The 13,891-nt window shown below is 63.8% G+C and carries 14 protein-coding genes; 5 read left to right on the plus strand and 9 right to left on the minus strand.

Annotated elements, in window-relative coordinates:
• On the minus strand, positions 1-231 hold a 231-nt coding region (locus tag VG320_RS16475), incomplete at its 3' end, for a reverse transcriptase N-terminal domain-containing protein (protein ID WP_327201152.1).
• A gap of 1,349 nt (positions 232-1,580) precedes the next feature.
• Entirely contained in the window at positions 1,581-3,881 is a 2,301-nt protein-coding gene (locus tag VG320_RS16480; protein WP_327201153.1) for an NADP-dependent malic enzyme, read from the minus strand.
• A gap of 164 nt (positions 3,882-4,045) precedes the next feature.
• On the opposite strand from VG320_RS16480, the gene thiL reads away from it, so the two are divergent.
• The 4 genes from thiL to VG320_RS16500 are packed head-to-tail and all read left to right on the plus strand — an operon-like array spanning position 4,046 to position 6,762.
• Positions 4,046-5,068, plus strand: a complete 1,023-nt coding sequence (thiL, locus tag VG320_RS16485; RefSeq protein WP_327201154.1) for a thiamine-phosphate kinase — start codon at positions 4,046-4,048, stop codon at positions 5,066-5,068.
• Positions 5,058-5,639, plus strand: coding sequence for a phosphatidylglycerophosphatase A (locus VG320_RS16490; protein WP_327201155.1), 582 nt, complete (start codon positions 5,058-5,060; stop codon positions 5,637-5,639). The genes thiL and VG320_RS16490 overlap by 11 nt, the downstream gene beginning before the upstream one ends.
• Positions 5,640-5,665: 26 nt before the next feature.
• On the plus strand, positions 5,666-6,166 hold the full coding sequence (locus tag VG320_RS16495) for a CinA family protein (protein ID WP_327201156.1): 501 nt from the start codon (positions 5,666-5,668) through the stop codon (positions 6,164-6,166).
• A gap of 59 nt (positions 6,167-6,225) precedes the next feature.
• Positions 6,226-6,762 carry a cupin domain-containing protein gene (locus VG320_RS16500; RefSeq protein ID WP_327201157.1) on the plus strand — a complete coding sequence of 179 codons (537 nt, stop codon included), beginning with the start codon at positions 6,226-6,228 and terminating at the stop codon, positions 6,760-6,762.
• 153 nt (positions 6,763-6,915) lie between these two features.
• Here the strand turns inward: VG320_RS16500 and VG320_RS16505 are convergent, their stop codons facing one another.
• Together VG320_RS16505 and VG320_RS16510 are read right to left on the minus strand one after the other, a co-directional pair.
• Positions 6,916-7,872 (minus strand): OmpA family protein, encoded by a 957-nt coding sequence (locus tag VG320_RS16505; protein ID WP_327201158.1) that lies wholly within the window; start codon positions 7,870-7,872, stop codon positions 6,916-6,918.
• Positions 7,873-7,925: 53 nt separating this feature from the next.
• Entirely contained in the window at positions 7,926-8,102 is a 177-nt protein-coding gene (locus VG320_RS16510; protein WP_327201164.1) for a YadA-like family protein, read from the minus strand.
• Between the two features lie 154 nt (positions 8,103-8,256).
• On the opposite strand from VG320_RS16510, the gene VG320_RS16515 reads away from it, so the two are divergent.
• Entirely contained in the window at positions 8,257-8,664 is a 408-nt protein-coding gene (locus VG320_RS16515; protein ID WP_327201159.1) for a nuclear transport factor 2 family protein, read from the plus strand.
• A 112-nt stretch (positions 8,665-8,776) separates the two neighbouring features.
• Here the strand turns inward: VG320_RS16515 and pyrF are convergent, their stop codons facing one another.
• The 5 genes from pyrF to araH all read right to left on the minus strand — a co-directional run.
• Positions 8,777-9,592, minus strand: coding sequence for an orotidine-5'-phosphate decarboxylase (pyrF, locus tag VG320_RS16520; protein ID WP_327201160.1), 816 nt, complete (start codon positions 9,590-9,592; stop codon positions 8,777-8,779).
• Between the two features lie 131 nt (positions 9,593-9,723).
• Positions 9,724-10,818 (minus strand): aldose 1-epimerase, encoded by a 1,095-nt coding sequence (locus tag VG320_RS16525; RefSeq protein WP_414696060.1) that lies wholly within the window; start codon positions 10,816-10,818, stop codon positions 9,724-9,726.
• Positions 10,819-11,166: 348 nt separating this feature from the next.
• Positions 11,167-12,072 carry an SMP-30/gluconolactonase/LRE family protein gene (locus VG320_RS16530; protein ID WP_327201162.1) on the minus strand — a complete coding sequence of 302 codons (906 nt, stop codon included), beginning with the start codon at positions 12,070-12,072 and terminating at the stop codon, positions 11,167-11,169.
• Complete coding sequence (locus VG320_RS16535) at positions 12,069-12,869, minus strand: SDR family NAD(P)-dependent oxidoreductase (protein WP_327201163.1); 801 nt, start codon at positions 12,867-12,869, stop codon at positions 12,069-12,071. Before VG320_RS16535 ends, VG320_RS16530 begins: the two co-directional genes overlap by 4 nt.
• A gap of 31 nt (positions 12,870-12,900) precedes the next feature.
• The coding region (araH, locus tag VG320_RS16540; RefSeq protein WP_414696059.1) for an L-arabinose ABC transporter permease AraH at positions 12,901-13,891 on the minus strand (991 nt) is incomplete at its 5' end.

A 13,891-nucleotide genomic window follows, 5' to 3' on the forward strand; every position in this document is an offset into this window, starting at 1 on the left:
CGCACCCTGGTTCTGCGTAACACGTCGTACCGCGTACAGCTTTGCGGACAACGTGCGGGTCAGCATCCGTTGCAGGGCTTTCACCCTGCGCCAGTCACCTTCCCGCGTCGCCTTCGCAATTCGAATCTGCATCCCTCTCACGTTCCGCTCAACCCTCCGCCAATCTACGGCGTACCAGTTGTCCGGCGCGTGTGAAAGCGCAGACCCATCCTTTCGGACAGATACTTTCATGCTGCTCTCCCGCTCGAAGAAGTGAATCCCACGCGAAGAGCAACACGTCCCTTGCGGGAGCGTTTTGCTCCCGCAACGGGGTAAGAACAACACTGACGACTTAGAAGCCGCCAGCAATCACAATTTCCGCTAGAGGGTAGTCAGCCGTCTTGCGACGGTAGACCAGACGGAAGTCTGCCCGCTTTCGCGTGGGGTAATGTTCCAACCCCTATGTGTCCCGTTACAGGACACCCTTCGCTTTTTCCGTCCTCCCATACCCGCACGGTCAACAGCGTTCCTTGCGGTTCGCCTGCCTGCCATGTTCCGCAGGCAACCATACGGGCTTACCACGTTCCCGGCGTGTCACACGATTGACTTAGGTTCCACCTATTCCCCGGCGGTCTCTTGACGACGTAACCCGTGCTTTCAGCGAGTTATCCGACCGCGTACCGTTTTGGCTTGTGCCCGTTAGCAGCTTAGGCACGATCCTTATCACGAGGTTTATCAGTGGTTCACTAAAGTTAACCTTATCAATCAGCCTAGCCCCTCAACCCCCTTGCTGCTAGGAGTCTCCAGTTGATCGTTTCACAACGATCTACCGCCCGAACTTCCGGGGGACGCATTGTCGGAGAAGCTTCAGACCCCACCGTTACCAGTGGCGCATGTTCTCCTAGGCTACTGCTGGTCGTACAGCAGGTTCACTACCCTCATCGATGACACTGACGAGGACAAACAATGACACACCGAGCTTTCGCACGTGTCTGTTAGTGAGAACCCCTGTTCGAGAACAGAGGAGAATACAAACGACATCCCACCCTGTCGGCGGAGATGAAGCCGCTGACTGGGCGGGACCTGACGGTAATCAGGTCAATGCATTTGGATTCCGGTTGCCCGGTTTCCATTTCACTAAAAAATGGTGCGTCCTTGTAGGGACGCATCAACAGCTCAAATACCAAGCACAGCGTTGTTGGGGCAGTTGCATCCCGAGACTCGCGCCCCTTTGTGATGCCCCGCGGTATGCTTGTCGCAGCCGGTCAGACTCATGTTGACGCCTCCTGACACTGCTAGTCGATGTCCCTCACGTTGGGACTGCCCGGACACGAGCGTGCGTGTCGCACGAAAGGTGTAAGGGTATCGCTAATGGCATCCGGAAGCAATCATGGCTGGGCAGCCACGCACAGAGCTTGACGGCGCGCAATCGGCAATCGGGTAGTTTTTACAATCGAAAATGCGCCGCGCGGCGCATCGTGGAGACGCCCGCCGACAACCTGAATAACCGGCAATCGGCAGGGTTTGGGCGACAAAAAAGTCCCGATCAAACCGCCCGGGCGGCGTTGCACCGCCTCGGGCTGCAAAACGTCCTGAATGCCTTAACGCGTCGCGTTCACATCCGCAACCAGCAGCGCCGTCATGTTGACGATGCGGCGCACCGTCGCCGACGCCGTCAGCACGTGCACCGGCTTGGCCGCGCCCAGCAGGATCGGGCCGATGGCGATATTGTTGCCCGCCGCCGTCTTCAGCAGGTTGTACGAGATGTTGGCGGCGTCGATATTCGGCATCACCAGCAGGTTCGCTTCACCTTCGAGCGTCGATTCCGGCAGGATTTCGCGGCGCAGGTTCGGATCGAGCGCGACGTCGCCATGCATTTCGCCATCGACCTGCAGATCCGGCGCACGTTCCTGGAGGATGACCAGCAGATCGCGCATCTTCTGCGCCGAAGGCGCGTTGCTCGAACCGAAGTTCGAATGCGAGCACAGGGCGATCTTCGGTTCGATGCCGAAGCGGCGCACTTCTTCCGCCGCCATGATGGTGATTTCGGCAAGCTGCTCGGGCGTCGGATCGACGTTGACGTGCGTATCGACCACGAAAATCTGGCGGTTCGGCAGCACCAGCGCGTTCATCGCGCCATAGACCTTGCAGCCTTCCTTCTTGCCGATGATCTGGTCGATGAAATGCAGATGGCGGTGGGTCGTACTCACCGTGCCGCAGATCATGCCGTCGGCCTCGCCGCGCTCGACCAGCATCGCGCCGATCAGCGTGGTGCGGCGGCGCATTTCGAGTTTTGCCATCTGCGGCGTGATGCCCTTGCGCGCCATCAGCTTGGCGTAGCTCTGCCAGAAGTCGCGGTAGCGCTCGTCGTGATCCGTATTGACGACCGTGTAGTCCTGGCCCGCGACCAGACGCAGGCCGCAGCGCGCAATGCGCTGTTCGATCACCGCCGGACGGCCGATCAGGATCGGCTTGGCGAGCTTTTCGTCGACCACGATCTGCACCGCGCGCAGGATGCGCTCTTCCTCGCCCTCGGCGAAAACGATGCGCTTCTTCTCCGGCTCCACGGCGCGCGCGATCTGGAAGATCGGCTTCATGGTGGTGCCGCTGTGATAGACGAACTGCTGGAGATGCTGCTCGTAGGCGTCCATGTCCTCGATCGGACGCGTGGCGACGCCCGCATCCATCGCCGCGCGGGCGACGGCCGGCGCGATCTTCACGATCAGACGCGGATCGAACGGCTTCGGAATCAGGTATTCAGGGCCGAACTGCAGATCCTGGATGCCGTAAGCCGTGGCGACGACGTCGCTCTGCTCCTGGCGCGCCAGTTCCGCGATTGCGTTCACGGCGGCGATTTCCATCTCGCGCGTGATGGTGGTCGCGCCCACGTCGAGCGCGCCGCGGAAGATGAACGGGAAGCACAGAACGTTGTTCACCTGGTTCGGGTAGTCCGTGCGGCCGGTGGCGAGCACCGCGTCCGGACGCACTTCCAGCGCGAGTTCCGGCAGGATTTCCGGCGTCGGATTGGCGAGCGCGAGAATCAGCGGCCGCTCCGCCATCTGCTTGACCATATCCTGCTTGAGCACGCCGCCCGCGGACAAGCCGAGGAAAATATCGGCGTCGGCGATCACTTCGGCGAGCGTGCGCGCGTCGGTTTCGCGCGCGAAACGCTCCTTGTCCGGGTCCATCAGCTCGGTGCGGCCCTTGTAGACCACGCCCGCGAGGTCGGTCACGTAGATGTTTTCGAGCGGCAGCCCCAGATCCACCAGCAGATCCAGGCAGGCCAGCGCCGCCGCACCCGCGCCGGAGGCGACCAGCTTCACTTCCTTGATGTCCTTGCCGACGACCTTCAGGCCGTTGGTGAACGCCGCCGCCACCACGATGGCCGTACCGTGCTGGTCGTCGTGGAAGACCGGAATCTTCATGCGCTTGCGCGCTTCACGCTCGACGATAAAGCACTCGGGCGCCTTGATGTCTTCAAGGTTGATGCCGCCGAAGGTCGGTTCGAGCGCGGCGATCACGTCCACCAGCTTGTGCGGGTCGGTCTCGTTCAACTCGATATCGAACACGTCGATACCGGCAAACTTCTTGAACAGCACCGCCTTGCCTTCCATCACCGGCTTGGAGGCGAGCGGCCCGATATTGCCCAGACCCAGCACCGCCGTGCCGTTCGACACGACACCGACGAGGTTGCTGCGCGCCGTGAAGCGCGCGGCATTGAGCGGATTTTCGACGATCGCCTCGCACGCGAACGCAACGCCTGGCGAGTACGCCAGCGACAGATCGCGCTGGTTGATCATCTGCTTGGTCGGCGCGATGGCGATCTTCCCGGGCGTCGGGAACTCGTGATAATCGAGGGCGGCTTCGCGCAGCTTGTTGATGGCGGGATTCGAATTCGACATGGGAGGCAGGGCGTTGGGTGCGGATTAGAATGACAGTTCGAACGCGGACCCGACCGATTGTAGCGCCATTCCTCACTGGCATTCCTTTCAGTTCGGGTGCAACTGCCGCGACCGGATTGCGGCCAACGCCGCCACCGAATTCACCGTCATCGTCACCTTTCGTCATGCTTTCCGAGTTCTCCCTGATCGACCGATACTTCGCGCAACGCGCCCGTAAGAACACGCGTCGCGCCGCGCTGGGCATCGGCGACGACTGCGCGCTCGTCGCGCCCTTCGCCGGCGAGATGCTGGCCGTCTCCACCGACATGCTGGTCGAGGGCCGCCACTTTTTCGCCGATGTCGATCCTCACGCGCTCGGCCACAAGGCGCTCGCCGTCAACCTGTCCGATCTCGCCGCGATGGGCGCGCAGCCGCTGGGTTTCACGCTTGCGTTTGCGCTGCCCAAGCCCGAGGAAGCCTGGCTCGAAGCCTTCAGCGCCGGCATGTTCGAACTGGCCGACCAGCACGACTGCGAGTTGATGGGCGGCGACACCACGGCCGGTCCGTTGAACCTGTGCATCACGGTGTTCGGCACGGTGCCGCAGGATGTCGCACTGCGGCGCGATGCGGCGCAGCCCGGCGATGACATCTGGGTGTCCGGCACGCCCGGCGACGCGCGCGCCGGACTCGCCTTCCTGCGCCATGAATGGCCGCACGCGCCCATCGACGCAACGGACGCTGCGTACTTTCGCGCCGCGCTCGAGTATCCGCAGCCACGCGTGGCGCTCGGCCTCGCGCTGCGCGGTGTGGCGCGCGCGGCACTCGACATCTCGGACGGGCTCGCGGGCGATCTGCGCCATATCCTCGAACGTTCGCGCGTGAACGCCACCATCGACGTGGATGCGCTGCCGGTCTCGCCGGCGCTCGCACGCCTGCCGCGCGACTTGCAACTGCAATGCGCGCTTGCGGGCGGCGACGATTACGAACTCTGCTTCACGGCCGCGCCGGACCAGCGCGACGCGGTCGCGGCGGCGGCGCAACAGGCCGGTGTGCGCGTCACCCGCATCGGTACAATATGCAGCGCTTCCGACGCCCAGCCACAGCCGTCATCACAGCGCCCCTCGCAGCCAACGATCGCGTGGCGCGACGGCACTGGCGCGCCGCTCAACCTGACGTTGCAAGGCTTCGATCACTTCCATGCCGACTGACCCAACGCCCTCCCCCGCCGACGAACTCGGGACGGCCAGCCAGCCTGCCACAACCAGTGCGCCCGGCCCATCGGCCGTACCGAAAGGCCCGCGCCGCGCCGATGCGGCGTTCATGCTCTCGCATCCGCTGCACATCATTTCGCTGGGCTTTGGCTCCGGGCTGTCGCGGCTTGCGCCCGGCACGGCCGGCACGCTGTTCGCGTGGGCGTCGTTCGAGGTGCTCAACCGCTATATCAATGTGCTCGACTGGGGCATCCTGATCATGGGCGGTTTTCTCGCCGGCGTCGGCATTACCAGCTTCACCGCAAAGAAACTGCGCGTCGAGGATCCGTCGTCCATCGTCTGGGACGAGATCGTCGCGTTCTGGCTCGTGCTGCTGATGATTACGCCCATCGAATTCGTCGGCAAACTCTGGGCTTTCGCGATCTTCCGTTTCTTCGACATGGTCAAGCCGCCGCCCATCCGCTATATCGAGCGGCGTTTCAAAGGCGGCTTCGGCATCATGATCGACGATCTGATCGCCGCGTTTTTCACGCTGCTCGTGATCGCGCTCTGGCGCATGTCCGTCTGAGCCGCCACCCACCACTGCCTACCGCCATGTCTACCGATTCCGTCGTCCATCAACTCGCCATCCGCGCCGGCAACAAGCTGCGCGACGCGCGCATCATGCTCGCCACCGCCGAGTCCTGCACCGGCGGCATGGTCGCCACGGCCATCACCGATATTTCCGGCAGCAGCGGCTGGTTCGAGCGCGGCTTCGTCACCTATTCGAACCAGGCCAAGACCGAGATGATCGGCGTGCCCGCCGAACTGATCGAAAAACACGGCGCGGTGAGCGAACCGGTCGCGCGCGCGATGGCCGAAGGCGCGCTGCGCAACAGCCGGGCACAAGTTTCGCTCGCCATCACGGGCATCGCGGGTCCGGGCGGCGGCTCGCCGGACAAGCCGGTGGGCATGGTGTCGTTCGGCTGGAGCAACCGGCTGCACACGAGCGTGGAAACGCTGGTCTTCAAGGGCGACCGCGAACAGATCCGCGTGCAGGCGGCCGCGCACGCGCTGCGCGGGCTGCTTGCACTCATCGACGAACAGGAACGCTAAGGTCGGACGCTACGCCAGAGTCAGGCGCTGGCCCAACCGCTACACGGGAAGCTGATGCCATGGTCAACGCCAACGCCGCTGTCGAAGAACTGATCCGCCGCTTCGGGCTGGAACCGCATCCGGAAGGCGGCTATTACAGCGAAACCTATCGCGCCGACAAATTCGTGCGCCGCGACGGCGCGCCCGACAGCGACGGCACCCGGGCGGCCTCCACCGCCATCTACTTTCTGCTCGCGGAAGGCGCCTATTCCGCATGGCACCGCATCCGCTCGGACGAACTCTGGCACTTCTACGCGGGCTCGCCCATCGAAATCCATTCGATCGACGAGCGCGGCGTGCTCTCCACCCGCAAGCTCGGCCACGCGCTCGAACATCCGGGCACGGTGTTCCAGGCCGTGGTGCCCGCGGGCCACTGGTTCGCGGCACGCTGCTGCGATCCGTCCACCTACGCGCTGGTGGGCTGCACGGTCGCGCCGGGCTTCGAATTCAGCGAGTTCGAAATCGCCGATACGGACAAGCTCGCCGCCCAGTTCCCACTGCATCGGCCGATACTCGAACTCTTCGCCAGGCCCGCTGCGGTGAAGAAAACACAGTAACAACATGAGCGGCGCCGCACATCTCAAAACTTGCCGATAAAAAAACGGCGTGCCGATCGTCAGATCGGCACGCCGTCAAAGCCCTACCACTTGTGACAGCCCTCGAGGACCGCCTGCAGGACCGCACTCCTCGTGCGGTGCTGCCCTTTCCGCTTATTTCGCGGAAATCTCTACACGGCGGTTCGGCGCGAGGCACGCAACCACCGACGCCGTCGCCTTCTTGCCCGCACACATCTTCACGGGCGCAGCAGCGCCAAGTCCGTTGATCTCGAAGCGATCGGCGCTCACGCCTTGCGCTTCGAGCGCGTCCCTGACCGACCGGGCGCGTTGCAGCGACAAGGTCTTGTTGTGGGCCGCCGAGCCAAACCGGTCGGTATAGCCGTCGATCTTCAGAACGTGCAGTTTCGTGCCCGAATCGCGAACCTGCTGCGCGAGCAGCGCGACTTCGCGTTGACCTTCGGGCTTGAGCACGGCGCTGTCGAAATCGAACAGCGCATCGGCGGACAAGGTCACCGGCTTAGCCAGCACCGGCGCTGCAACGACCGGAGCAACCGGAGCGACCGGTGCAACCACCACCGGCGGCACGCACTTGTCGAGATCGGCATTCACCTTCTGCGCAAGCTTCTGCGCGCGCTCGATGGCTTCCCAGCCGTGCACCCAGTGCGTACCGTGCGTTTCGTCCTGCTCCTTCCATGCCTCGTCGGTGAGCGCGGACAACCGTCCGGCATCCTCGCCGCGGCACGGCGACTGCGAAGCGCGCTGGTTGGTGCGCTCGATTTCCTGCAGCGCCTTCACCCACTTCTCGCGAGTCTCGACCGGCGGCCAGTTCTTCTGGCCGTAGATCGGCTGAAACGGCACGCTGTTGTTGATGAAATGACGGCCGTTGTTCAGCGCCTTTGCCGCCGCGTCGTTGTAGACGCTGGAGACGAGCACATGGCTGTCCTGGCGTTCGGCGATTTCAAGCCAGCCTTCCGCCAGACCGCGCTGATACGGATCAGCGATCTTCTGGGCGGCGGGCATCGTCGCCTCGGCATCGCTGGCGACGCTGGCGAACGCCTGGGCGCTCATCAGCGAGGCAAGCAGCGCGCCGCATATCAAGGTTTTTTTCATGAGTTTCTCCGTGCCCGCCACGGTTTCCCGTGGCGGGCTGGGGTCACGTTCGATCAGAAGCCGATCGTCGCGCCAACCGAAGCACCGGTGCTACCACCGCCGGTCGACTTCGAAACGTGTGCGTTCAGCAGCACACGATCCGACACGTACCAGTTCGCACCGAGTGCCAGGGCGCTTTCGCCGCCGTAGGTAACGGCCTCTGCAATACGGCGATGCCGCGCAAAGATCAGTCGATCGGTTAATCAAATTCGTTCTATAGGCCGCGCCGCACGGGCCGCGTACTGTGTCAACAGGCTGGCAAGCCACGGTTCGCGAGCTTCGGATCAGCCCATATTTAGGACAAGTCTTACTTTCGTATCGATCTCGTTATCAAGGAGAAATAGATTGCGCTCACTTTTCATAACATTTGTGTTTCTGTTCGCCAATTTTGCTGGCACCGCCTACGCCGATCAGTCGGTCGAAGCGACGCTGCTTTCCCTCGAACAAACGTGGATCGACGCATCAAAATCGAATGACGTCAATACCCTGAAGGACATCATCGATGATCGTTATCGGGCCATTACGCCGACTGGGGAACAAACCAAGGCGGACATGCTCCGCCCTACGGCGTCTGGCATAACTCAGACGTTACAAAACATGAAGGTCCATGTGCAAAAGAATGCGGCAACCGTTTCCGGCGAGAACGTCGTCGTCCGCGCGGACGGCAAGATCTTGCGGCTGGCGTTTACAGACCAGTTCGTGGAGGAAGGCGGCAAGTGGCGTGTCGTGCAATCGTGGGTCACGCAGCCATGACGCCTTAAGTGGCGACCCAGACGTGCCACCGCGTTCGGAACGAAGCGCAGTGGCAGCTTTTGAGATTCGGCCGACGCATCGCCAGGATGCGTGTCGGCCAGGGATTCCCCCTTCAGCGGAATGCGTTGATCGTGTCGCGCGTCTTTTGAGCAGCCGTTGCAGCCGCTTGCGCATAATCCTCGCCCTTGCTCGCGTAGATGATCGCGCGCGACGAGTTGATCAGCATGCCCGTGCCGTTGGCAGTGCGGCCCGCCTTCACGGTCGCTTCCACATCGCCGCCTTGCGCGCCGATACCAGGAATCAGCAGCGGCATATCGCCGACGATCGCACGCACCGTTTCGATTTCCTTCGGGAACGTCGCGCCCACCACCAGACCGAGTTCGCCGCTGGCGTTCCACTTCTGCGCGGCGAGACCGGCCACGACCTGATACAGCGGCTTGCCGTCGGTCGTGAGGAATTGCAGATCGGAGCCACCGGGGTTCGAGGTGCGGCACAGCACGATCACGCCCTTACCCTCATGCGCGAGCCACGGCTCGATCGAATCGAACCCCATATAGGGATTGACCGTGACCGCGTCCGCCTGGAAGCGCTCGAAGGCTTCGCGCGCGTATTGCTCCGCCGTGCTGCCGATGTCGCCGCGCTTGGCGTCGAGGATCACGGGCAGGCCAGGATGCGTCTCGTGGATATGGGCGATCAGCGCTTCGAGCTGGTCTTCGGCGCGATGTGCGGCGAAATAGGCGATCTGCGGCTTGAACGAGCACGCATAAGGCGCGGTGGCGTCGACGATATCGCGGCAGAATTCGAAGATCGCGTCGCTGCGGCCAGCCAGCGCGGCAGGGAATTTAGTCGGCTCGGGATCGAGGCCGACGCACAGCAGCGAACCAGTGCGCTGCCAGGCGGCCTGAAGGGTCTGGGAGAAGGAAGTCATGTTGGGAGACTCGCGGCGAGCCGTAGAGGGGAAAACGGCGCGTATTTTACCCGGCTTGAGGCGCGCGCCCCCGGCGCGGCGGCGGCGCGGGCCGCATACGCCGACGCCCGGCCCCGCGCCCGCGCCCAGGTTCAGCGCGCCTCGCTGCGCGCACGGGCCGGCTTGCCGCCGCGTGCCCCCGCCCGGCCGCGCGCCCCGGCGCGATGCGGGCTGGCCGCCGCGCGCATGTCCATGCGCTCGACGGTAAAGGCAAAGCGGCGCACGAGCCGTTCGCCGTGCGCGAGCACGGTCATGCCGTTGGCATCGCCGCCGCCAGTGAGATTCACCGCATTGATCGGATGATCGACGGGTTCGAAGCAGAAAAAGTCCTTGCCCGGCGGCGTGTAGAGCACGTAATAGTCGGTGTTCGCGCAGATCGACAGTGACAGGCGGCGGCGCTCCCACACCACGGCTGCGCGCCCGCTCCAGCCGCTGAACGCGTGATTCACGAGCTGATCGGGCAGCGGATACGCAATGCCGAACTGCCACGCAGGCGGCGCGGGTACGTGGCGCACCGGCAGCCAATCGGCGCCCGAAAGCCATAGGCCGCTAGCGGGCGCGGAAAGCTCGGTGCTCGCATCGCGCGCGAGGAAAGGATGAACGCCCAGGCCGAACGGCAACGCGTCGCGGCCGGTGTTTTCCACTTCAAGCCCAACGTTGAGCGTCGTGCCGTCGAGCGCGTAGGTGAGCGCCGCGCGATACGAATAGGGTTCACCGTCGCTGCGGTCGAGCACGAGGCGCACGTTTTCGCGATCGGCACGGTCGATAGTCCACGGCGCGAGCCAGCCATCGCCGTGGATTGGCAGCGGCTCGCCCGCACGGTTGCGCGGCACTTCGACATCGCGTCCGGCAAAGTGAAAGCGCCCTTCACCGATGCGGTTCGAATACGGCAGCAGCGGGTAGCAGGCGAGTTCGTTCGGGTCCATGCGTGCGCTTACGCGTTCGCAGCGGCGGAATACGGGTTCGAGCACGCCTTCGCTGCGCCAGTCGAAGCGCGTGATGCCGCCGCCCAGTTGCGGTGCAACGTCGAGTCTCAGATAAGCGTTGGCGAGCGTCACACAAGCGACGTCGCTCGTCCCAGCCGCGCCGATCGCAACCGCCGACGTGCTCGGCCCTGGCATCACGGGATGCGTGGCGGCTTCGAGCCGCGCGCGCCGCGCGGCGGCTGGCGTGCCCGCAGCGGGCATAGTGGTAGCGGGCGTGGCAGCTGCGGCAGCCGTCGCCGCGGTGGAGGTACTACGGGAACGGGCAGTTTGACGCACAGCGGAATTCGCGACGCTCATGAGCGGCTCCTCGAGAGGCATAAATGATTGCCGCCCTGGCAGGCGGCGCACGGGCGGCTTGTCGTCCACGCGGGGGCAGGATTATGGTCCATCCGTCGCCCGCGTGGTATTGCAGCCGCTTCTTGTGTTCGCCCTTCCTTGATTCGACCTGGCAAAACTGAACGCATTATCGAACGCACTACTGATCGACTGTTGCCTGCCAACAACGCTGATGCGCGCATTCGCACGGCCGAGGCGTCTTGCACGCCCCGCTCAACGCCCAGGCGCCCTGCCCAGGAAGAGCGGCTCCGCCAGCCCTGTTCGTCCCGTCTGAGCCACGAACACCCCGCCTGCATGGGGTTCGCGCGCGAGTGCTTCGTCATCCAGACCATCTCGTGCGCTGGTCACATAAAGCGCTGTCAGATCTGCTCCGCCGAGCGTAACGCAGCTTGGCTGCGAGGTGGGAATCTTTACACGCCCGGTTTCCAAACCATCCGCGCCGTAACGCACGACGCATGCGCCCGCCCATTGCGCGTTCCAAAGGCCGCCTTCGCTATCGACTGTCGAGCCATCCGGCTCGCCTTCGTGGTCCGGCACGCGCACGAACAGCCTGTCGTTTGCAATCGTTCCGTCAGCGCCGTAATCGCAGGCGCGAATCTCGCGGGTGAACGAATCGGCGTAATACAGGGTCGCGCCGTCCGGGCTGAAAGCGATGCTGTTCGAGATCGCGGCCACGGGCAGCGGCAGCTTCTCCAGCGTCAGATCGTGATTGAGCCGATAAAAACCGCCGATCTTTTCGAACGGCTTGCGCTCGTATTTCGTGCCGAACACGAAGCGGCCCTGACGGTCGCAGCGCCCGTCGTTCAGGCGCGTGGGCAGATCGGGCTCGACGTCGATGATCGGGGTGATCTCGCCCGTCTCCAGGTCGAAGAACGCAAGCCGCGAAGCCAGGCCGATCAGCAGCCGGTTCGGGTCTTCGCAGAGCGCAAAGCACGCCAGCCGCTCGGGCATCGGCCAGGTGCGGCGCGAGCCGTCCGCGCTGTCGTAGCGCGACAGGCTCGCGCCTTCGATATCGGTCCAGTAGAGCCGCGCGCTGCGCAAGCACCACGTCGCGCCTTCGCCGAGGGTGTTCTTCGCGTCGATCAGCAACCCGGCCACGACATCAGGCTGCGCGCTCATGCCCAGCCTCCGTCCACGACGATCTCCTGCGCGGTGATCATGCGGCTGTCGTCGGCGGCCAGAAAAAGCGCCATGCGCGCGAGATCTTCGGGCAGCAGTTCCGCGTCGATGCACTGGCCCCGCTTGATGTTCTCGCGGCCTTCGTCGGTGAGCCACAAACGCCGCTGCTTGTCGGTCATCACCCAGCCTGGCAGCAGCGAATTCACGCGTATGCCGTACTGGCCCAGATCCTTCGCGAGTCCGCTCGTGAGCCCCTGCACCGCCGACTTGCTCATGACATAGATCGGATAATCGCTGTTCTTGAGCTTCCAGCTAATCGATCCGAGGTTGATGATCGAGCCGCATCTGGCGGCCTTCATGTCCTGCGCCACCGCCTGCGCCGCGAACAGCTGATGGCGCACGTTCACGGCGATGCCCGCGTCGAACGATTCGGGCGTGACGTCCGCGAGCGTGTGACGCTTGTCGTTCGCGGCGTTGTTGACCAGCACTTCGATGGGGCCGAGCTCCGCCTTCACATCGGCGATGGCGGCGCGCAACGCGGCGATATCGGTGAGATCGACGCTGGCGAACAGCGGCTTGTGGCGCGAATCGCCAAGCTCGTCTGCCAGCGCTTCTCCCGCCGTCGCGTCGATATCGAAGAACGCCACGCGCGCGCCCTGCGCGGCGAAGTGCTCGACAAACGACGCGCCGATGCCGGTCGCGCCGCCCGTGATGAGGACGACGCGATCCGTGAGGCTCGGATAGCGCGCGTAGTTTTCGTGCGCGTGATGTGCGCTGGCGTTGGCCGCAGACGTCATATCGGGATTCCTTGTCGATTCAAACGCGGTATTAATCGCGCGCGCCGCGATTCTTCAACTGGTCGAGCAGCACCGCCGCAAGCAGAATCGCGCCGCGCACGAGGTACTGATAGAACGCGTCGATATTGAGCAGGTTCATCACGTTCTCGACCGTGCCCATGATCAGCACACCGATCACCACGCCCGAGATCGTCGCGCGCCCGCCCAGCAGCGACACGCCGCCCAGCACGCACGCCGAAATCACGTTCAGCTCGAAGCCTTCGGCCGCGTTCGGCTGGCCCGAGGTGATACGCGCGGCCAGAATCACGCCCGCCAGCGCCGTCACCGCGCCTTGAATCAGGAAGATCCACACGCGCGTGCGCTCGACCTTGATACCGGCCAGACGCGACGCTTCCGGATTGCCGCCGATGGCCAGCGTATTGCGCCCGTACACCGTCTGATTGAGCATCACGCCAAACGCGATAAAGCAGAACAGCGTCACCCAGATCGGCAGTTGCACGCCGAAGAACGCGACCGTGCCCATGGCGATGAACGTATCCGACGACACGCCCACGGCCTGACCATGCGAGACGATGAAGCCCAGACCGCGCACGATTTCCATCGTGGCGAGCGTGGTAATCAGCGCATTGATGCGCAGATACGCAATCACCGCGCCGTTCACGAAGCCAATCGCCGCGCCCGCCGCCACCGCCGCAACGATGGCAATAAACGTGTTATTGGTCGCGTTGAGCACCATCGCGCACAGCACGCCCGCGAACGCCACCGTCGAGCCAACCGACAGGTCGAAGTCGCGCGAGGCGAGACAGAACATCATCGTGCAGGCCACCATGCCGATCTGCGAGACCGACAGTGCGAGGCCCAGCATGTTCTCGATCGAGAAGAAGTGATCGACGGTCAGCGACATCACGATAAACATGACCGCGAAAATCACGATCAGGCTGTATTCGGTGATCTGCTGCCACCACTTCTGCTTGTCGGTGGGACTTGGAATCAGCGCGTCCGCCACGCTTTTGGCCGCTTCC

Source organism: Paraburkholderia sp. (assembly GCF_035948235.1).
Lineage (GTDB): Bacteria > Pseudomonadota > Gammaproteobacteria > Burkholderiales > Burkholderiaceae > Paraburkholderia.